Origin of the sequence: Sedimentibacter sp. zth1, from assembly GCF_017352195.1 — a bacterium.
GTDB lineage: Bacteria > Bacillota > Clostridia > Tissierellales > Sedimentibacteraceae > UBA1535.
Map to the genome: position 1 here is coordinate 396,432 of NZ_CP071445.1, position 19,782 is coordinate 416,213.

General features: G+C 29.8%; 17 protein-coding genes, 1 other RNA gene and 2 pseudogenes. 15 read left to right on the top strand and 5 right to left on the bottom strand.

Annotation, left to right across the window (positions count from 1 at the left end):
- The first annotated feature begins 8 nt into the window (after positions 1–8).
- The 4 genes from ssrA (at position 9) to JYG23_RS01955 (ending at position 4,051) form a co-directional block, all read left to right on the top strand.
- Positions 9–363: a transfer-messenger RNA gene (ssrA, locus tag JYG23_RS01945) on the top strand.
- A gap of 1,044 nt (positions 364–1,407) precedes the next feature.
- Positions 1,408–2,337, top strand: coding sequence for an aspartyl protease family protein (locus JYG23_RS01950; RefSeq protein WP_207236777.1), 930 nt, complete (start codon positions 1,408–1,410; stop codon positions 2,335–2,337).
- Between the two features lie 450 nt (positions 2,338–2,787).
- Complete coding sequence (locus tag JYG23_RS14975) at positions 2,788–2,913, top strand: hypothetical protein (RefSeq protein ID WP_256440282.1); 126 nt, start codon at positions 2,788–2,790, stop codon at positions 2,911–2,913.
- Between the two features lie 40 nt (positions 2,914–2,953).
- Complete coding sequence (locus JYG23_RS01955) at positions 2,954–4,051, top strand: DUF5050 domain-containing protein (protein ID WP_207236778.1); 1,098 nt, start codon at positions 2,954–2,956, stop codon at positions 4,049–4,051.
- Positions 4,052–4,562: 511 nt separating this feature from the next.
- Here the strand turns inward: JYG23_RS01955 and JYG23_RS01960 are convergent.
- Both JYG23_RS01960 and JYG23_RS01965 read right to left on the bottom strand, forming a co-directional pair.
- A complete protein-coding gene (locus tag JYG23_RS01960) occupies positions 4,563–5,717 on the bottom strand; it encodes a helix-turn-helix domain-containing protein (RefSeq protein ID WP_207236779.1) in 1,155 nt (384 codons plus the stop codon).
- 137 nt (positions 5,718–5,854) lie between these two features.
- Positions 5,855–6,712, bottom strand: a complete 858-nt coding sequence (locus tag JYG23_RS01965; protein WP_207236780.1) for an SH3 domain-containing protein — start codon at positions 6,710–6,712, stop codon at positions 5,855–5,857.
- 372 nt (positions 6,713–7,084) lie between these two features.
- Here JYG23_RS01965 and JYG23_RS01970 point away from each other — a divergent pair, with 372 nt between their 5' ends.
- Positions 7,085–7,486, top strand: coding sequence for a pyridoxamine 5'-phosphate oxidase family protein (locus JYG23_RS01970; protein ID WP_207236781.1), 402 nt, complete (start codon positions 7,085–7,087; stop codon positions 7,484–7,486).
- Positions 7,487–7,717: 231 nt separating this feature from the next.
- On the opposite strand, the gene JYG23_RS01975 is transcribed toward JYG23_RS01970, so the two are convergent.
- The gene (locus JYG23_RS01975; RefSeq protein WP_207236782.1) at positions 7,718–8,914 is read right to left on the bottom strand and encodes an MFS transporter; all 1,197 of its coding nucleotides are present in this window, start codon (positions 8,912–8,914) and stop codon (positions 7,718–7,720) included.
- Between the two features lie 886 nt (positions 8,915–9,800).
- Between JYG23_RS01975 and JYG23_RS01980 the strand changes: the two genes are divergently transcribed.
- Positions 9,801–10,910: an alanine dehydrogenase gene (locus tag JYG23_RS01980; RefSeq protein ID WP_207236783.1), complete on the top strand. Its 1,110-nt coding sequence runs from the start codon at positions 9,801–9,803 to the stop codon at positions 10,908–10,910.
- A 291-nt stretch (positions 10,911–11,201) separates the two neighbouring features.
- Here JYG23_RS01980 and JYG23_RS01985 read toward each other — a convergent pair whose 3' ends face one another.
- Positions 11,202–11,639, bottom strand: a complete 438-nt coding sequence (locus JYG23_RS01985; RefSeq protein WP_207236784.1) for a hypothetical protein — start codon at positions 11,637–11,639, stop codon at positions 11,202–11,204.
- A 236-nt stretch (positions 11,640–11,875) separates the two neighbouring features.
- Here JYG23_RS01985 and JYG23_RS01990 point away from each other — a divergent pair.
- From JYG23_RS01990 to JYG23_RS02020, 8 genes and pseudogenes are all read left to right on the top strand, one after another.
- Positions 11,876–12,723, top strand: a pseudogene (locus tag JYG23_RS01990) (ParA family protein).
- Complete coding sequence (locus JYG23_RS01995) at positions 12,677–12,838, top strand: hypothetical protein (protein ID WP_207236785.1); 162 nt, start codon at positions 12,677–12,679, stop codon at positions 12,836–12,838. Before JYG23_RS01990 ends, JYG23_RS01995 begins: the two are co-directional and overlap by 47 nt.
- A gap of 2 nt (positions 12,839–12,840) precedes the next feature.
- Positions 12,841–13,362 carry an ABC transporter permease gene (locus JYG23_RS02000; RefSeq protein ID WP_242631613.1) on the top strand — a complete coding sequence of 174 codons (522 nt, stop codon included), beginning with the start codon at positions 12,841–12,843 and terminating at the stop codon, positions 13,360–13,362.
- A 35-nt stretch (positions 13,363–13,397) separates the two neighbouring features.
- Positions 13,398–13,670 (top strand): hypothetical protein, encoded by a 273-nt coding sequence (locus JYG23_RS14745; protein ID WP_242631614.1) that lies wholly within the window; start codon positions 13,398–13,400, stop codon positions 13,668–13,670.
- Positions 13,643–14,356: an ABC transporter permease gene (locus tag JYG23_RS02005; protein ID WP_242631615.1), complete on the top strand. Its 714-nt coding sequence runs from the start codon at positions 13,643–13,645 to the stop codon at positions 14,354–14,356. The genes JYG23_RS14745 and JYG23_RS02005 overlap by 28 nt, the downstream gene beginning before the upstream one ends.
- 11 nt (positions 14,357–14,367) lie before the next feature.
- Positions 14,368–16,002 carry an AMP-binding protein gene (locus JYG23_RS02010; RefSeq protein ID WP_207236787.1) on the top strand — a complete coding sequence of 545 codons (1,635 nt, stop codon included), beginning with the start codon at positions 14,368–14,370 and terminating at the stop codon, positions 16,000–16,002.
- A 102-nt stretch (positions 16,003–16,104) separates the two neighbouring features.
- Complete coding sequence (locus JYG23_RS02015) at positions 16,105–16,806, top strand: ABC transporter ATP-binding protein (protein ID WP_207236788.1); 702 nt, start codon at positions 16,105–16,107, stop codon at positions 16,804–16,806.
- Positions 16,803–18,512: an ABC transporter permease gene (locus JYG23_RS02020; protein WP_207236789.1), complete on the top strand. Its 1,710-nt coding sequence runs from the start codon at positions 16,803–16,805 to the stop codon at positions 18,510–18,512. Before JYG23_RS02015 ends, JYG23_RS02020 begins: the two co-directional genes overlap by 4 nt.
- Before the next feature lie 235 nt (positions 18,513–18,747).
- Here the strand turns inward: JYG23_RS02020 and JYG23_RS02025 are convergent.
- A pseudogene (locus JYG23_RS02025) lies at positions 18,748–18,849 on the bottom strand (IS3 family transposase); the annotation flags it as partial.
- A gap of 253 nt (positions 18,850–19,102) precedes the next feature.
- Between JYG23_RS02025 and JYG23_RS02030 the strand changes: the two are divergent.
- Complete coding sequence (locus JYG23_RS02030) at positions 19,103–19,666, top strand: TetR/AcrR family transcriptional regulator (RefSeq protein ID WP_207236790.1); 564 nt, start codon at positions 19,103–19,105, stop codon at positions 19,664–19,666.
- Positions 19,667–19,782: the final 116 nt, after the last annotated feature.

Below are 19,782 nucleotides of genomic sequence, written 5' to 3' on the forward strand. Positions count from 1 at the left end.
ATAATCCTGGGGCCGTAAATGGTTTCGACGGGGGTATAGAAGTAAGATAAGCGAGTCGTTGTCGCCAAACAACGATAAAAGTGGCAAAAAATATAAACGCAAAAGAAAATAATAATTTAGCATTTGCTGCGTAGTCAGCTAGCTTGTTCCCTTTAGACCACCTGCAGTCTAAAACGGAGCATCAATTGAAGCAGGACACTGTTTTAGGGGTTTCTCGACCTATTATAGTATAATTGGGGATAGCAAGACGTATAGCTTGCTTATAGGCGATACGTTAAGCGAAATTTAAAGTATAGGCTGCACTCGGAGAAAGTCTTATGGAAATATTTTCGGACAGGGGTTCGACTCCCCTCGGCTCCACCAAAAAAACAAAAATAACACCTTTATGGTGTTTTTTTATTTTTTTTGAGGAATTAAGGGAGTCGAACCCTGAGAGGACTTTTTGCAAGCCTTTGAGGTCTTGTTGTTGCGAGACTCTGTTGTCTTGTTGTAGCAAGGCTTTGTGGTCAAAAGAAAAATAATTAAACTTTTTAGACTGATGTTCCGCATTGAGAATTGTAACTTCAGCTACATTCGCAAAAGCCAAATGCGTAGATGAGTTTTTAAAGATAGACTAAATTGGCTTAAACCGCTCGTTTCGCTTTGTACAATTCTTAGCAATGCTCCACAATGTTACAAAATTTTGAATTATTTTTCTGTTTTGCAAACTAGTCTATGCTAGGTTAATGCAATGTTTTTTAAAGGCATTTTTAGCAAGCCTATGTCGTATTGTTGTAGCAAGGCTTTGTGGTCATGATATAGCTAATCTTTGTAGAAAGAAAAATAATTAAATTTTTTAGACTAGTGTTCCGCATTGAGAATTGTAACTTCAGCTGCACTCGCAAAAGCCAAATGCGTAGATGAGTTTTTAAAGATAGACTAAATTGGCTTAAACCGCTCGTTTCGCTTTGTACAATTCTTAGCAATGCTCCACAATGTTACAAAATTTTGAATTATTTTTCTGTTGTGTAAGCTAGTCAATGCTAGGTCAATGCAATGTTTTTCAAAAGACGTTGTAGCAAATCTCTGTGGTCCTGATATAGCCATCCTTTGTAGAAATAAAAATAATTAAACTTTTTAGACTAATGTTCTGCATTGTAAATGGTACACTAGAAATGTAATAAAGTTCCGAAATAAAAATGCATTAAAATAAGGAGATTTGATTGTTTTTCATAATTAACCTCTTATATTGGCACAGGTAACAACCAATTACATTATACTTTTATTTTTCTTTGTGCACTACTAAATTCCACTTTACTTTATTTTAATATTTTGTTCAACGTTGACTGTGAAAAGAAAGATGTATATAATATAAGTAAAAAATGTAATAATTTTGGAGCATGTTGTTATATAAATAATTAGAAAGGAATGGTATTGTTGAAAAAGCTTTTATCTAGAATTATTTTATGCATTGCTCTAGCTTTAATTACATATTGTATAATTAAACATGTCAAAGTGATAACAACAGATATATCTTGGATTAAAGAATTGAACTTTGATGAAAACGAGGTGCATAAGCTTTCGTTCCATTTTCCTGGAATTAGAGGTTGCCCACAAATACCTGTTACTATTAATGACAAGAATTATACGTTTATTTTTGATACTGGTTGTGGTGCAGGATTTTCTATTACTAATGCTTTAGAAAATAAAATGCAATATGATATTTTAGGTAGAACTGAAGAATACAATAGAGACGGCGGTTATAGAGGGTGGACTAATGTAATTAAAATTGAAGACGATATAACTTTTTTTGATCAGTCATTGCATAATGTTGTAACAACTATAGCTAATTGGAAAATGTATAGTGTTACTAAATTTAATGGACTCATAGGACTAAAATATTTTGATTCAAAAGTTATTGCATTAGATTATAAAAATAAAAGAATAGCAATCACAGATAAAAAAGTTGATTATAGTAAATTAGGTAATGAATATATTTGCATTCCGTTATTAAAAAGCACAGAACAAGGGAAAAATGATTTGGTTTTCTTTGAAGCAAAATATGAAAATAAACCTGCTTGTATTTATCTTGACACAGGTACAAATCATTCTTTCCTCTGGAATAAAAATAGTGAATATAGCTTTGCAAGTAAACAAAGAAACTATAAAGATATAACAATTGAAATAGGCGATAATACTTTTAATTTAGAAGGAGTTATAGAGATTAATGATTTGGCACAAAATGATGGATTGCCACATCCGATAGCTGTTGCTTTAAATTCAGATAAAATAAAAAAATTAAAAATATTGGTTGTTTTTGATCTAATTGACCAAAAGCTTATACTTAAAAAGCTGTGATAACTCAGAACGGCCCTATATTGTCAACCTTAGAATGTATATGTAAATTTAACAAAAATTCGAAATAATATACAAAATAAATTATAATTAACTAAATGTAATTATAATATATTTTTTTTAGGGAAAACATGGGAATGAAAGCAAGAGTACTAAGTAATAATGGAATATATAATGTTATATTTAGGGGAGTTAATAAATACGATATATTTCAAGAAAATAAGGGTTATTAGAAATTTGAAAGACAAATTAGAATATAAAATATATGCATATTGCTTGTTGAGCAATCATGTACATATACTTATGAAAGAGAAAAAGCAAGGATGGTAGGTAGCTTAAGTATTAGAGATGGAGTAGTTACAATGAATATTTATGTACTGCTGACTTAGTAAACAGGGAATACGTATTAAATATGTAGTAATGAAAAGACTTAATGGTGCACAACTGTAGGAATTGGAAACATATGATAAACAAAAGAGAAACGAAATTATTAGAATGTTAAGAAGTCTTTATAAATTATCCATAATGCAAATAGAAAGAGCAACTGGAATATCTAGAGGAATAATAGCAAAAAGTTGACAAAACAGGACCGTCCCCGAATAAAAAACATGGAGGTTATATGAAAGTAAAGAATTTTATTAAAATAATAATTGTTTTAGTTTTGACTGGTATTTTAGCAGGATGTAACACCCAAAATAATATTCCAAATGAGTCAAGTAATAGCTCTGTTATATCGATAAAAGATTCTACAATAAGTATTGATGAATTAAATATAGGTAATCGAAAAAAAATTGTTGTTGATAATGAGTATATTTATTATGTAGATTCTAATAATGATTTCAAATTATGTAAAATAGACAAGGATTTAAAAACTAAAAATGTAATTTATGATAAGGCGGTATTAGAAATAATAAGTGTTATTGATGATAATATATTTTTTATTGATAAAATTAAAAATGATGATGGTCGATATACATATAATGTATGCTCTATAGATAAAGAAAACTTCTCATCTACTGTTATTTTGAACGATGTGAGTTTCAGTGTTTTGGTAAATAACAAATTATATTATTATAAAAATTCGGGTGAATTGTCTGGAAAACCATTTAACTATGAATTATTAAATTTTTGCTGTTATTACCTAGATAAAAAAGAAGAGCATATAATTGATGAAAAAATAATACTTGCAATACCTGAAGTAGCGTATAAAAATAAAATTTATTATTGTGGCCCTAATGATAAATTCGTTGAATATAATCTGGATAAAGAAGCTAAGAGAGAATTAAATACATCAATTGGATTTTCCTATAGATATTCTAATGATAATATATATTCATATAAGGGAAGTACAATTGAAAAAACAAATATATTAGACAATACTAAGTCAGTAGTCATGCCTGTAAATGATAAAATATATAATATATGGGAAATGAACGTAACAAAAGAATATATATTCTTTTTGGCCGAGGAAACAAAAGAACAAAAAAGCGATTTAAACAGACTTAATTTATATAGAATGAAAAAAGATGGCAGTGAATTTTGTAAAATATATGCAACTGATTATACAACCAGTATTATTCATGCAACTCACTTGTTATATTGCATAGGAGATAATCTTCTATTATTATACGATTTTAATTTTGAAAGCTATACAATTAACAGAAATAAAATACAAGTAATAGATTTTGATGGTAATACTATAGTGTCAAATTTTTAGATTTATTTAAGGGCACATATTTATTTCTGTTTTTTCAGAAAAAAATTCAATGTTCTGTATTATAGTGTGGATTAATAAGTCCTGAAAGGGCTTTTTTGCAAGCTTTTGTGGTCTTGATTAGCCATCCTTTGTAGAAAGAAAAATAATCAAACTTTTTAGCCTAATGTTCCACATTGAGAATTGTAACTTCAACTGCACTCGCAAAAACCAAATGCGTAGATGAGTTTTTAAAGATAGACTAAATTGGCTTAAAAGCTCGTTTCGCTTTGTACAATTCTTAGCAATGCTCCACAATGTTACAAAATTTTGAATTGTTTTTCTGTTGTGCAAGCTAGTCTATGCTAGGTTAATGCAATGTTTTTAAAGATGTTGTAGCAAGGCTTTGTAGTTGGGTCTTCCATTCTAGTGATAATAGTAGTACATTTATATTTTATAATATTATTTAAGATAATTATCAATTATTTCTTGAATTAAGCACATTAATTTCTCTAGCTTTTGTCTTATATATTCTTTATCTTCGCAATTTAAATCGCCCAATTGACTTGTGAGACAATCTATATATATACTCATTTGTTTTAATTGTTTTAAAGTATATTATATTAGATATGTAATATAATATAACATACAGTAAAAAAATCGCTTTAAGATTATAGAAATCAATAAAGCAAGAATTATTTACATCATTCATAATATATGAAACGCTTTTATATGATAAAATAATCATTAAGTTTTCAACTAAACTTATAGAAAACAATATTATCTTGCCCTTTAATGATATCTTTTTTAAAAATAAAAAATAAATACTTAACGATAGTGCTATAACTAACAATATCACCAAGAAAATTATATTTGGATAAATCAAACGACTTAAAGAAATTTTAACAAAAGGATTTATCAGTTTTATATATACTCTAAAAAAAATCATAATTACACAAAACAGAAAGTTTATACACAAATTAATTATGATAAAGTGATTTACTTTAATAATATATTTATTATATTTAAAAATAACAATCCAAAGGGTTATAGTATTAATTAAATATATATATAACATAAATGGATGACTATGCATAAACCAAACCTGAACATTATTAATTTTTATAATAATTGGAGTAATATCAATCATAAAAAACATTACAAAACACTGCATTGCAAAAACAATTAATATTTGGTAATAATTTTTTCTCTCTATTATTATATTAGAATTTATAATATTATATCTATTCATGGACATTTGAAACTTTTTATCTATAAAATAAAATAATCCTAATAATAATAGTGGCAAAAAAATTTCTAGAATTATATTTAAATTATATGGCAAAGTAATAAATCTTGAAAAAAAAGCTAATGTCATTAAGCATAGGATAAAAAAGCGATTTCTATCAAATTTAAGTTTACAATCTTCCAATAAAGATTTATAAGCATTTTTAGTGTCAACATCCATTTCTTCATCGACTACCTTTTTTGTACATAACAGTTTATCAATTGATATTTCTAATATTTCTGACAAAGCAGGAAGTAAACCAACATCTGGATAACCTTCTCCTCGCTCCCACTTAGAAACTGCCTTATCCGAAACATTTAATAAAGCAGCTAAATCCTTTTGTGTCATATTTTTTTCTTTACGTATTTTAAAAATAATACTACCAGTTTCTATTGAGCCCATATCATTCTCCATTTCTATAATATTATATTTTAATTCTAATTTATTAAGAAATCTAACAAAAAGCAATCCACTATCTTTTGATTAAGGTAAACTAAAAGTAGAGTCATATAAATACAATTGAATTTTGGAGCTATCACTCAACCAGCAAAATAAAGGTTATTAAATATTAATCTACTATCTACAGGTATACCATTAATCAATATATTGCTATAATCCTCCATGTAAAGCCAACCTTCTGTTCCATCATCTGTTTTTATACTAACCCAATGCTTATTATCTGTTGATACTAAAGTAACGGTACTTCCTGCAGGTATAAATATTTGTTCTGAAGTCAGTTCTGGTTTCTTATATATAAAAATATCTTTGTTTACCTTTTGCCTAAGCGCATTGGATTTATAAGGATAGTATATATCTTCATTTTCTCTAATCAAAAATCCACTTTCATCCAACTTCCATGTAGTTGGAGCAGTCCAAGTTTGAAGAATAGTAAGATGAAAACTTGAAATAATAGTTCCATTTTCATTAAATTTGAATCTTTCATAATGTGGAAAACCAGATATTGAACCAATATATATTAGCTCATGTCCATCATATCTAAAAAAATAAGTTTGTGGATCGGCACTTGGACCATCATCTAAAATAGCAATTTCTTTGTAATCATCAGCCACATCAATATCCACAATATAATACCACTGTGAATTTGGATTGCACATATATAATTCTAACTCACCATATAATTTGTCTTTATATTCAATATTATCTATTTTAAATGAATTAACTCTAGCTTTATTTATATTTTTTGATTTATCCACTATGTATGATATGCTTTCTTTAGCGCCATCATTGTTTAAATCTACTACAATATTTGTATCTATTGGAATTTGCACAGGATAGGTAGATTCATCTATTGTATTCAACTCATCATCACCGCTACATGAAGCTAAAGTAAAAGTTAACGCAAATAGTATTGTTACCAAAAAACTTTTTTGTTTCATCGTATATCTCCTTATAATATTATTCCTTATATTACAAATATTGTAACACAAACCCATTGTTTCCTCAAGAAAAAGCAATATAAATCAACAATTTCATTTTACTAATTTTTCAAATGGGGGTAAAAATCAAAAAGTATCATTTCAAAATTTCTATAAATTAAAAGGTTATGTTAAAAAAGATGTTAAATTTAATACTAAAAGAAAAAAAGTATCTTAAAAGGGTTGACAATCCAACAGCATTGAAAGCAAAATACAAGAAAATATGAAATTTATTAATTACCAATAGCAACAATAGTTATTGACATATGACAGAAAAGCAGTATACTAATTGTATTAGGTAAATATTAAAAATAAGAGAGGAAGTCGATTTAAATGACTAAAATGAATGAAGATGTAAAAAAAGTTATTTCTAATATGAAAATTTTCCCTGTTTCAACATCAACAAAAGAAGGAATACCAAATGTTATACCTATTGCTTTTGTAAAAGTTTATGATGAAGATACACTATTAATTGCAGATAACTATTTGGACAAAACATACAAGAATATTGAGGAAAATCCATATGTTTCAATTTATGTTTGCGATACAGCGGAAGGAAAAGCTTATCAAATAAAGGGTGAAGCAATAATTAATACTTCTGGAAAAGTGTATGAGGATACAGTAAAATGGGTTAAAGAAGTTTCATCAAAACTTAATCCAAAATCAGGTGTAGTAGTTAAAATAACAAAAATATATAATTGCCAACCAGGTCCAAAACTTGGAGAAGAATTATAATAAAAATACATACTTTGTTGTGTGTTATTTGTAATGTGTGTTTGATTGTGAGAAAATAAAAAAACCAAGACCTCTAAAACTTTGATTACATAAGGGCTTAGGTTTTTTTTGTGTTCTGCGGTGTATGTATGGAAATAATTCAAGGCAGACCCCTTTTATCTTTTGTCACATAATTTGACGTCTGACTTTTCATAGTTTCCAATCTTTTGTTACTAATGGTTACGGTTAATTTTATTTATTTTTAAATAAGTGAACTAGATATACTAATAGAAATATTATAAATAATATTGATGAATATAAAAACATTGAACTATAACTTGTTAGCTGTACTACAACTCCTAATATTATAGCTCCTAACCCTATTCCTAAATCAAATGCGTTATAAAATGTAGCATTTGCCAAGTTCCTTTTTTCAATAGGGACAAGATTAATACACCATGCTTGTACAGATGGAAAAATTGCTCCATATCCCATGCCATAAAATAAAGAAGAAATCATAAGTTGGGTTGTATTTGTTGTTTTTGCTAATAAAACAGTTCCAATTAGACAAGCTACAGCTCCTGGTATTAAAATCACTGAAGGTCCCTTGCTATCAAATATTTTCCCTACAAATAGCCTAGAAATCAATTCACATATAGCCATACCCATAAAGAATAAACCTACATTATTTATTCCTACTTTCTTGCCAAATAATGCAATGAATCCCAATATTCCACCATAAGAAAATCCAAGGAGCATAATAAGTACTGATGCTATTAGTACCAGTGGTTCAAAAAAAGAAGATAATTTAAATTCCATTTTTTCCTTTTTATTTGAAGTGGATTTAATTTGTGTTGATTCAGATATCATCTGCATAAAAATAATTGCAGCTAACAATATGATAATTGCAGCAGAGAATAGCCAAAAAAAATTAAAAGCATTGAGTATCCAGATTCCTATAAAAGAACCTATTGACATAGACACTGCTGAACCTAAACCAAAATATCCCATTCCCTCTCCCATTTGTTCTTTTGGAATTGAATCAGCAGCTAAGGTTGCTAAAAGTGTAGTTACTAATCCAAAACCAAATCCATGTAAAATACGCACGATAAATATTATTGATAATTTTGAAAATACGTAATAACCACCGGTGCTTATAACGCAAATCCATGTGCCGATAATTAATATCTTTTTTCTTCCAAATTTTTTTGGAGATGAATCAGAAAATGGACGTATTATAATTGATGATATTGTAAATATGCCGATTATAATTCCTATTATTGAACCTTTACCTCCGAGTTTAGAAATATAGATAGGTATAGTAGCAAGAAGCATTTCATAAGATAAAAAGAAAAAAAAGTTTGCAACAAATAGAAATACAAACTTTTTTGTCCATATATCGTTGGATTTTTCTTGCGTAATATTAATTTGTTCTTTTGTACTTATCATTTAAAAAGTCTCCATTTCTAATAATAGTTAAAAACTAAACATTTTTACTCAAAAAAAGAGTGCTTTGTTAGCTTATCATTATCGTTTGTAGATGTCAAATTATTACCACATTTTACAGCGGCAAAGAATAAATTTCATTAAACTAAAATATTTGCAAATAAAAATCTAATAATCTGAGGGTTACCCCAAACCGTTCCCAAAATATAGCCTGCGGTTTAGTTAATCTAAAATGCAGGCTTTTTTTGTTATTATTAATGAAACAAGTTATTCTAAAAACTAAATTGTTAATATGGTAAATAGATATTGAATATGTATAGAACATGCATAAATGTATATCGCTTGTATATTGAATTGTTATCTGCTTTGACTTGAAAACAAAATGTATATGTAATAAGTAAACTATAATATTTATATTGGCGGGTTTGAAACTTTAAGTAATATAAATATTTACCCTAATTTTCAAGAAGTCAATTTATTTACATGTCGAAACATGACAAACAATAACCCTTTACCAAATAGAAAAAACGATATATAATAAAAATGTAAACAATGTTAATAATATACATTTTACAGCAGCTATAAATTTTTTAGTATACTTCAGCAAGATGTAGCATAATAAAATAATTAAAATTTCTACACTAATGTTTCGCATTGAGAATTGTAACTTCAGCTGTATTCGTAAAAGCCAAGTGAAGGTGGGAAATATGAAGATTATCTTATTGAAGAAGAGTTGAAAATAATAAGATAGAATCTAACTTTAACGTTAGAAGAATAAAAAAATTTAAAAGAGAAAATAATAACATAAAAACTTAATTGGCTACTAAAGTTGTTTAAGGTTTGAGTACTATAAGTAGTATTGATATAATGAAAAGGAGCCTGTGAAATTATGAAAAAAAGTTACGGATTTCCAAAAATGAACAAAGAAATCGAAGAAGTAAGGGCATTTCTACCATCTTTTTTTAGAGAATTAAAAGAAGCCAATATTGATATTTGGTTAGAAAACAATTATGGTGAAGAAATGGGACTTTCAGAAGATGATTATCTAAAAGAAAATAAACATATAAATTTTGTGAAAAGAGACATTGTTTTTTCGAAGGATGTAGTGGTAGTACTTCGAACACCAGAAAGTGAAGACCTTAAGAAAATGAAATCTGGGTCAATTTTAGTTTCTATGTTACATTATATAACTCGCGAAAGTAGAAACCTGTTAATGAAGAGACTTGGTATTATATCTTTTTCAATGGATTCGATGATTGATGATGATAATCGTAGAGTTGTAGTTAATTTTTATGAGACTGCCTTTAGTGGAGCACAGCAAGCGTTAAATAAATTAGAGATTAATTTGGAAAACAAGAGCTTAAATAGACCTGTAAATGTTGTAATTATAGGCATAGGTGTAATAGGATTAACAGTTGCAAAAGCTTTTAAAGATTTATCAAACGAGAAATTTTATAAATTAAACGAGGAGTATGGTGGATTAAAAATTACACTACTCACGAGAAGTATGACGGGAAATTCTAACCTTTTTAGAGATGAATTAAAAAAAGCTGATATATTGGTTGATGCATCATCAAGAAAGGATACTTCAAAGTATATAGTAACAAATCAAGATTTAAAAGAATTACCATTGCATTCAATTATTCTTGATATTACAGCTGATCCTTATGATTTTAAAAAAGAACCACATCAAGTTAAGGCAATCGAAGGCATTCCAACGGGAACTCTTGATCAATTAGTATTTAAAACTGATGATAGAGCTTATGATGAAATTAATAATTTCATGAATACAATTAATAGAAGATTAGTAGTGAGTTGTAATGCATGGCCAGGAGTTAATCCTATAGTTTCTATGAAACTATATGGACGTCAATTACTCCCAATTCTTAGAGTTTTAATTAATAAAGAACATGAGCAATTAAGTGTTGATTCAAAAAATTATTATGAGCGTATATTAGCTAGATCATCATATGAATATTTTGAAAATTATATGAGTTAATAAAAATGATATAGATAGAAACTATAATGCAGATTAAATGTTATTTTATGTTAAGATAAATGTAAATGATTTATATTAAAGGAAAGCTACCTAGAATTTTAGGTAGCTTTTTGGTATGCGAATAACATTCTGAATGCGAACATAAACATTTTCAGCCGAGACGACTACTCCCCACGATTGATATGTAAATAATTTTTTGCTTATTGTTTATGTCTTGAATGTAGAAAGAATAGGTGTTGTTCATACTCTACCAAACGACATTTTATTGTTTTTCAAATAATCCTTCTTTGGTCATATAATAAACAACGTCCTTATCTGTATCGTAGATATATCATTGTTTATCCGTAATGCCTTTTTGTTTGTATGTTCAAGATGAATAACCCATTCTTTATCCAAGTAATAGTCCTCTGATTGTTGAAATTCTGTAGTAACAGCAATATCTTTTGAGTTTACCTTTGTACCTAAAGCAAATACCCAAAATAGACTTAGCAATATCATTATTGTCAAGAGAGCAGATATCAATGAAATAATTATTTTATTATTTCTCAACTTTTTCTTAAAAGCTTTAAGGGTTTGTGCTTCTTGTAAATATGCTTCTTTTCCATTTTTTATATTTATATGTTTATTCAAAACAGCTACTTCTTCTCTACAAATTTTACAATCAAATAAATGTTTCTCTACAAGTTCTCTTGTGTCATCTGCTGCTATATTGTAAGAACAACATATCAAAAAAAACCAGTGTTTATGCGGGTTTGCAGAATTTCAAATTTTGAGGGCTGCGACCGTATAAGAACAACAAAACACAAATAAATGCGATAAAACATACTTTCCTACAATATTTTAACATAAAAGCCACTTAGTTCTGGGTAGCAAATTGCTAATAAGAACGAGTGGCTTTTTTGTATTCACAGATACATAGCCATTTTATTTTTGAGATGGCTAAAAATTGAAAGGAGGAAAAAGTGATGTCAAAGTTTTCAAAGTCACATGATGGTGGGTATGCGATTGCGTTATGTAATCAAAAAGGTGGTGTTGGTAAAACAACTACAACAGCAAATTTAGGTATAGGGCTTGCAATGAAAGGAAAAAAAGTTTTACTTGTTGATGCAGATCCACAAGGTGATTTAACTACCTGTTTAGGTTTTGAAGATCAAGAAAACTTGCCTATTACATTGCAAACGCAAATGAAGAAAGTTATTTATGACCAGCCTATTTTGCCGCAGGAAGGAATATTACATCATAAAGAAGGTGTTGATCTTATTCCATCCAACATTGAATTATCTGAAATGGAAATGGCACTTGTAACTACTATGAGTCGAGAGTTTACGTTACGCACATATCTTAATGAAGTTAAAAAAGATTATGACTATGTGCTTATAGACTGCATGCCAAGTTTAGGTATGATTACAATTAATGCTCTTGCAGCAGCAGACAGCATTATTATTCCAGTGCAAGCTCAATATCTATCTGCAAAGGGTATGACACCGCTAACAAGAACAATAGGGAAAGTTAAAAAGCAAATTAACCCTAATCTAAAAATTGATGGTGTTTTACTTACTCTTGCAGATATGCGAACCAACTTTGCAAAAATTACATCAGACTTTATTAAGCAAAACTATGGTGGTGTTCTAAAATATACGACACTACAATTCCAACTGCTATTAAAGCTGCTGAAACAAGTGCTTTAGGCAAAAGCATTTATGCTTATGACAAGAATAGTAAAGTCGCCATTGCCTATGCGGATTTTACCAAGGAGGTGTTAAAAGATGGCGAAAAGCAACGCAATCAAGCTAAATCTTCCATCAGCAGATGACCTCTTTTCCACACAGGAAACTCGTGATAATGCAAAGCGAGAAAAGGTAATGGAAATATTGCTTAGTGAAATAAGCGATTTTCCTAATCACCCATATCATGTTGAAGTAAAATGATAATGGAAGAGAACGTTAAGCTACCGAATATGAGAATTGGTTATTCATTAGAGAACGAAAAGTTTATCTATATTTCTAAGATAATAGCTCTTACGTTATGCGACGTGGTCTCAATTACAGTATATATGCTTATGCTAGGGTTTGTATTTCATGTTGATTTCGGTGAAAATGTTTTAGTGATATTTATCACATATCTGATACTTGGCTTTTTTTTCACATGTCTTGGAACATTTCTATGTATACTGTTAAAAGACGAATCGACGTGTAATAACATTCTTGGTGTTATTCAGTTGGTGTTGTGTACATTGGGGGGAGTATTCTTTCCTGATACCTATTTAGGTAAAATTGGTATCATGTTATCCAATCTTTCTATTGTTAAATGGATAAATTATGGATTAGGAAACTATGTATACGGTTTTAGTCTTAGTAGTCTAATGTGCGTATGTGGGATAGCATTGATTTGTTCTCTGATCTTGTTGCTTATAACAAGAAAGCTTTTTAAGATACAGTTATTTATAAAGTAAAGCGGTAGCAATTTTGTAGAAAGGGGAACTTTATTATGAAAAATATAATCAAATGCTTTTGTATAAACGTTATTCGTAATTTTAGCAATAGCATGAGTATGATTATCTCTGTGTTGATCATTCCGATAGTAGTTTTAACATCTTTTTATATTAATAATCTTAGCGGAGATAATGTTAAAATTGCAGTTGTTGGAGAAGACTCTCAGTTTATTCAGTATCTTGAGGAAAATCATATTTCATATGATCTGAAAGAAGAAAACCAGATAAGAAAGATATTTATATGCGTTGTTATATTGGAACTGTCATAATAAAAAGCGATACTAGCTCTGTTATTTCCTACAATGGAGCGAATACAGAGCAAATGCTTGAGATGATACTGAAAAGAGAATATGTAAATCAAGAAGCAGATAAAAGTTTTCCTAAAGCGTTTTATTTGAATTTGTGTATCCTGCTTATACAGGCAGTGCTGAATATGAAATTGTTTGTCAGTGACAGACAAAATGACATTATGAACCGTTTGCAGATTATGGGTTTGCAGAAAAGTCAGTATCTTATTTCATATTTGTTTTTTAATTGGGCAGCTTTATTTATACCATACAGTATTTCAAATATAATATGCAATATAATATTTTTTGGATCGACAATGATTGAAAATATAAAGATTTTATTTATCTGTTTTATTGTTACAGGACTGTTTGCCAGCATTGCGCAGCTTATTTGTTCAAGCGTGAAGGATAATGCATCTGTAATTATGGTAGGTAATATCATTGCTTGTTTTACCACTTTATTATCAGGAATGTTTGGAAGCTGGAACAATAGGATACTAAAAGCTGTTGGTAACTGTATGCCACAGAGCATAAGTTACAGGTGGGTTGACAAGATCTTTCATCAGGGCAGTATTATTAATAGCAGTTTTCTATTGATTATAACATTATTTATTGTTATTTTGTGTTCAACGTTGCTTATTTATAATAAAACTAGTAAAATAGACTAAGGAGGAAAAACATGGCAAAGATTTGCGAAATATTTAAGAACAATATAATTCGTAAAGATAGCAAAAGACTTTATTTATACTTTGAGGGCTATAAGGTAGTAGAAACCGTAACTTACAAAGAGTTTGGAGCAAGGGTGCAGAATTTTGCAGGATATCTTCAGAGTATTAAAAGTAAGGGTGCGTGCGCATTGATTTTATTGCCTTCATCAATTAATTATATTACCGCTCACGTTGCCTGTTTGTTTACACAGACGATTTCTATTCCACTGTATGAAGTTACAGAGCACAACCAGATAGATGATATTAAAAAGATTATCAATAACAGTGAGGCAGAGTATATTATCACAGAAAGCAGATATGTTGATGATTTGAAAAACTGGCTGGGAGATATGGCAGAAAATCTTGTATTTTGTATGATAGATGATTTCACGGCAGGATCATATACCGAAGAGAAGATTGATGATGATAGCATTGCTTATCTTCAGTATACATCAGGTTCTACCAAAAGCGCCAAGGGAGTAAAAATTTCTTATAAAAACATATATGCTAACTGTCAAATAATGAGTAATCATTTTAAATTTACTGAAGATGAAGTTTTTGCTACATGGCTTCCTTTTCATTTTGATTTGGGATTATTAGGCTTTGCAATTAATACAATTTTTAGTGGATCAAGTGGTTGTTTTACATCTGCAAACAGCTTTATTAAACGACCTGATTCATGGCTTAATGCGATAAGTGTATACCGTGGAACTATTATTATTGCCCCTAATTTTGCATATGAAATGTGTTCAAAGTTGCCAGAAGAGATTCTTGAGAAAACAGATTTTTCATCTGTAAAATCGACCGTCAACGGTTCTGAGCTCGTAAGAAACCGAACTTTGAATTCACTGGCAGATAAGTTGAAAAAGTACGGATTAAAGCCTGAAACATTTAATCCGTCTTATGGTTTGGCAGAAAATACTTTGGTCGTATCATCACACATTCTTGAGACAGGTTATCAGTATGTCACATTGAATGACGTAAAGCTTAGAGAGAATGTGATTGAATATGTTGATGAGGGTCTGGTTATCGTTTCTTGTGGAGTTATCTGTGAAGGTGTGACAGCCAGGATAGTTGGCTTGGTCAATAATGAAGTTCTTGGTGAAGATGAGATTGGAGAAATTTGGATAGCTGGAGATAGTTTGTCACAAGGATACTGGAACGCAGATGAGGAAGAAGGCTTCAACAGTCGATTAGAAGGCGACAATACTGCATATTTTGCAACAGGTGATCTCGGTTTTATGCATGATAAACATCTTTATATCGTAGGAAGAAAAAAAGATATGGTAATTATTCGCGGCAAAAATTTTTACTCACAAGATATTGAAGAATTGATTTTGAATGCAACAAAGAATGTGGCCAATACAGCAGTAGCCTTTGCAATAAATGAAGAAGAAGAAAAGCTTATAGTAATGGTAGAGGTGGAAGATCGTTTTATGGAAAAGGGAGAAGAAATTAAGGATAAAATTAGAACTATGATTTCACTAAACTGTAAGATCATTCCTTCGGACATTGTGCTAAAGCAGGTTGGAGCTCTTGCAAGAACTGATAGCGGAAAGGTTCAGAGACAGATTTGCAAAAAGATGTATTTGAATGATAAGAAATAAAGTATTAAGTCAAAAAGATAAAATATATGAGTGTTAAGTTGCTATATTTAAATAATATGCTAGATAATTGAAAAAAATTTAGTTAGAAACGAGGATACAAGTATGAAAGACAAAATTGAAGTGAAAAATATAAGTAAAGTATTCAGTAATCAGGAATATGTGTTAAAGGGTATAAGCTTGAATATCGTAAAAAAAACATTTAACGTTTTGCTTGGTCAGAGTGGATCTGGAAAATCAACTTTATTGAATATTATGTCTGGTTTGCTTAATCCAACATCTGGTGGAACATTTATTGATGGTAAGAATATTAACACTCTTAGTGAAAAGAAGCTGGCTGATATACGAAGAAACAGGATAAGTAATATTTATCAGGATTATATGTTGCTTTCTGAACTGACTGTTCAGGAGAATATAGAGCTTGGTAAGGGAAAAGATAACCTTGAACTTAATGATGTTACAAAATCGCTCGGCATCACAAAGCTATTAAATAAGTATCCTTCTCAGCTATCTGGTGGGCAAAGACAGCGTGTTGCTATAGCGAGGGCAATTATTAAGAAGCCTGAAGTTTTGTTTTGTGATGAAGCGACAGGAGCACTTGACGAAGAAAACAGCCAGCAGGTAGTAAAGCTACTTCATGATATAAAAGAAGTGTATGGAATCACTATAGTGTTTGCGACCCATAATCTGAAAATTTCAATGACCGCTGATAGAGTTGTTACCATTAAAGATGGAATTATCGCTCAGGATATTATAAATAAAGCACCTTTATCACCTTTTGAGATTAATTGGGGGATTCAGGTATGAATAAAATATTAAAGCAGTCTCTTGGGTATTTCAAAAAAAATAAAATCAATGTTGTGATATTATGCATATTGACATTTTTAACTTCGTTCATGTATTTTTTTGTTGAATGTTCAATTGATAAAAACTTTTCTATATTGAATAATAAGAGTAGCTTGAGTGCCAATGAGGAAGATTTTTTGGTTGGACTTAATTCCAATACAGTGCTGGCTTTTGTATTTCTTGTGTGTTTAATGGCAGTTACAGGGTTTATCTTTTATATATTTTATAAGAAGGATTTTGAGCTTTCTAGGAAAAATATTGGCTGTTACAGGGCGTTGGGATTTACAAATGGTCAGATCACTCGGATACATATGGAAATCACTTTTGCAATAGGCATTGTGTTTACTCTGTTGGGTCTTTTGGTAGGTTATTATTTTTCCTATATTTTGTTGGATAATTATGTGGTGTCATATCATATCGACAGTGCTGTAAGAGGTGTATCGTTCAGTAGCTTTTTTATTGGAGTCTTTGTAACGTCGGTTGTTATCAGCTTATCCGCTTTTATTGCATCAAAATCTTACTTGCGTGAAGAGACAGCTACACTTATTAACGGACAGAGTAAAGAGATGAAAAATAATATTGTAAACAGGGGTGCAGAAAAGGTATCTAAACTGATGGTAACCAAATATTCCTTTTCGAGCAGGCTGGCATTGAGAAAACCTTTTAATTTACTTCTTGTACTTGTTTCGGTATATGTGTTTTTAGTCCTTAGCGTGATAAGTGTTTCATTGAATCTTAGCAGTAACAGGGTTTATAAAATCTTGACAGATGGCAGGAGCTATGAATATGAAGTGAAATTTCAGGAAAACACAACGAGTTATAGTAATGAATCAGCCGAGTATTTTCTTAATGAAACGGTGAAAGTATTCTTTGATAATAATGAGATTGGTGAGCAGGAGCTGACTGCGATTGACAATGACGGTAGTCTGTTTCAACTGTTAAGTAATAATGAGCAGATTTGTGTAAGCGAAAACGAGATTGTCGTGAACCAGAGAATATCGCAAGTTTATCATGTGAATGTCGGTGATATAATTACACTGCAAAGTGATGGTGGGTTATATGAATTTGTGGTAAAAGCCGTGGCGGATAACGGCAGAATAAAAAGCGTATATGTTAATAGGTCGGCATGGAATAAGTTAAACGGTAATGAAGAAGGAACTTATAGCGGTGTATGGAGTAAGGAACTCGACAATCAGTGGTCTAAAGGCGAAGTTACATCTTATGAGGAGTATTTAAAAGCGCTTGACGATGATAATGTTTCAAATCGTGTTAGCGCAGTGATTAATCAGGTGTTAGGCTGTATTTTTGGTATTCTTTTGCTTTCCCTTGTTCTTTTGTTGAATTTTCAGGATAATACCCAAAATTTTATTTATCTCAGAAAAATGGGATATCTGCGAAAAGAGATAAAAGTAATGCTTGTAAATATTTATTTTCCTATTTTACTGATTGCTTTTGCTGTTAGCATAATTCCATCTATTTTTACAAGTAAAGCTATTTTGAGGCAGTTATCGTTTCAAACAGGCGATTTTATGCCGTTTATCAGTAGTGTTATTGTGTTTGTTTATGCATTGGCTGTGCTTATAGTTTTATATTTTTTAGTATTGAAACTTTTTGATATAAAGCTGAAGGGTATGCTAAAGAGAATTGATAATGGAGACTATAAGTAATAATAAGTATGCTGTCGGATTGTGGATAGTTTTGCATTTGGCAAAAATATTAAAATGAGAAAGATAATTTATCTCCAGCCACATTGACAGTGTTGGAGATATTTTTTCTTTCTGTATCCCAAAGAATTCTGTGGGAGAATAAAAATGTTTATCAGAAAGGAGATTTTAGAATATATGAAACCAAATTCTATGCAAAGAAATAATGTTGTAATGTCAACGCTTTTTTATACAAAATTTATTCGGACATTTTAGATATTTTAAACTCTACAGGGGTCATGTAATTTAATGATCCATGTATTCTATGATTGTTATACCAATTAACGTAATCAAATAATTCCACAATTCTTTATTGAGGAATATGGAATATAACAGGCATATGATGTAAGATTTGGTAGATACGAGATAACTTTAATAATCTTCATTTGGGCTTATTACAAGATGTTTTGTGCAATTTGTATTATTCATATTATAGATAAGAATAGAATGATAGCAGAAAATGTAATTATAATACGAATGAATAAAATTCATTGACAAATATTCAATAAGCATCTATAATAGTGAATATAAAAAAACGAAAGGTGATTTGAATAATGCGTGTTTCAAAAGAACCAGAAATAAGAAAAAGAGAAATGATTGATACGGCTATGAAAATATTTGCTTGGAAAGGATATGAGGGAACAACCATGGCAGATATTGCAAAAGCCATGAATGTGGTTCCAGGATTATGTTACAGATATTTCAAATCCAAACATAAATTATACCTGGAAGCAGTTTCTGTTTATGCAAAGGAGTGCATTGTACCAATGATTGCAATAATGCAGAAAGAAGAAATTTCTGTAAATAAATATTTGGAACAGTTTTCAACTTGTTTTATTGCAAGAGATGGAAAAGAGAAATATCATGATTTTTTTCATGGACAAGGTAATGATATGTTTAATAAGCAATTAGCTATTACAATGTGTGATGCTTTGACTCCATATGTGACAGAATTTATCATTTGTTTGAATAAAAAGGGGATGCTTCATGTTGAAAATCCAGGAGATACTGCAAGATTTGTTTTGTATGGTGAAATTCCTATTTTGAATGATGAGACATTAAATTCTGAAGAAAAAGCAGATAAGATTATGCGGTTAATTAGAAAAATAATGGTGTAGTTTTAAACTCCGTCTGAATAACGGGGTTTAAAAGTGCATAATGAATGAATGATATTCATTGAAAAAGAATCAATAAAACATTATTTGCTTTTTCAAAAGAAGACAACTAAAAGGAA

What these genes read in the sequence shown, in the direction of transcription:
- JYG23_RS02015 (WP_207236788.1), top strand. Translation starts at nt 16,105, where the DNA reads ATGAAAGACAAAATTGAAGTGAAAAATATAAGTAAAGTATTCAGTAAT.
- JYG23_RS02030 (WP_207236790.1), top strand. Translation starts at nt 19,103, where the DNA reads ATGCGTGTTTCAAAAGAACCAGAAATAAGAAAAAGAGAAATGATTGAT.
- JYG23_RS14745 (WP_242631614.1), top strand. Translation starts at nt 13,398, where the DNA reads ATGAAAAATATAATCAAATGCTTTTGTATAAACGTTATTCGTAATTTT.
- JYG23_RS02000 (WP_242631613.1), top strand. Translation starts at nt 12,841, where the DNA reads ATGGAAGAGAACGTTAAGCTACCGAATATGAGAATTGGTTATTCATTA.
- JYG23_RS01980 (WP_207236783.1), top strand. Translation starts at nt 9,801, where the DNA reads ATGAAAAAAAGTTACGGATTTCCAAAAATGAACAAAGAAATCGAAGAA.
- JYG23_RS01950 (WP_207236777.1), top strand. Translation starts at nt 1,408, where the DNA reads ATGGTATTGTTGAAAAAGCTTTTATCTAGAATTATTTTATGCATTGCT.
- JYG23_RS01995 (WP_207236785.1), top strand. Translation starts at nt 12,677, where the DNA reads ATGGCGAAAAGCAACGCAATCAAGCTAAATCTTCCATCAGCAGATGAC.
- JYG23_RS01970 (WP_207236781.1), top strand. Translation starts at nt 7,085, where the DNA reads ATGACTAAAATGAATGAAGATGTAAAAAAAGTTATTTCTAATATGAAA.
- JYG23_RS01960 (WP_207236779.1), bottom strand. Translation starts at nt 5,717, where the DNA reads ATGGGCTCAATAGAAACTGGTAGTATTATTTTTAAAATACGTAAAGAA.
- JYG23_RS02005 (WP_242631615.1), top strand. Translation starts at nt 13,643, where the DNA reads ATGCGTTGTTATATTGGAACTGTCATAATAAAAAGCGATACTAGCTCT.
- JYG23_RS01955 (WP_207236778.1), top strand. Translation starts at nt 2,954, where the DNA reads ATGAAAGTAAAGAATTTTATTAAAATAATAATTGTTTTAGTTTTGACT.
- JYG23_RS02020 (WP_207236789.1), top strand. Translation starts at nt 16,803, where the DNA reads ATGAATAAAATATTAAAGCAGTCTCTTGGGTATTTCAAAAAAAATAAA.
- JYG23_RS01965 (WP_207236780.1), bottom strand. Translation starts at nt 6,712, where the DNA reads ATGAAACAAAAAAGTTTTTTGGTAACAATACTATTTGCGTTAACTTTT.
- JYG23_RS02010 (WP_207236787.1), top strand. Translation starts at nt 14,368, where the DNA reads ATGGCAAAGATTTGCGAAATATTTAAGAACAATATAATTCGTAAAGAT.
- JYG23_RS01975 (WP_207236782.1), bottom strand. Translation starts at nt 8,914, where the DNA reads ATGATAAGTACAAAAGAACAAATTAATATTACGCAAGAAAAATCCAAC.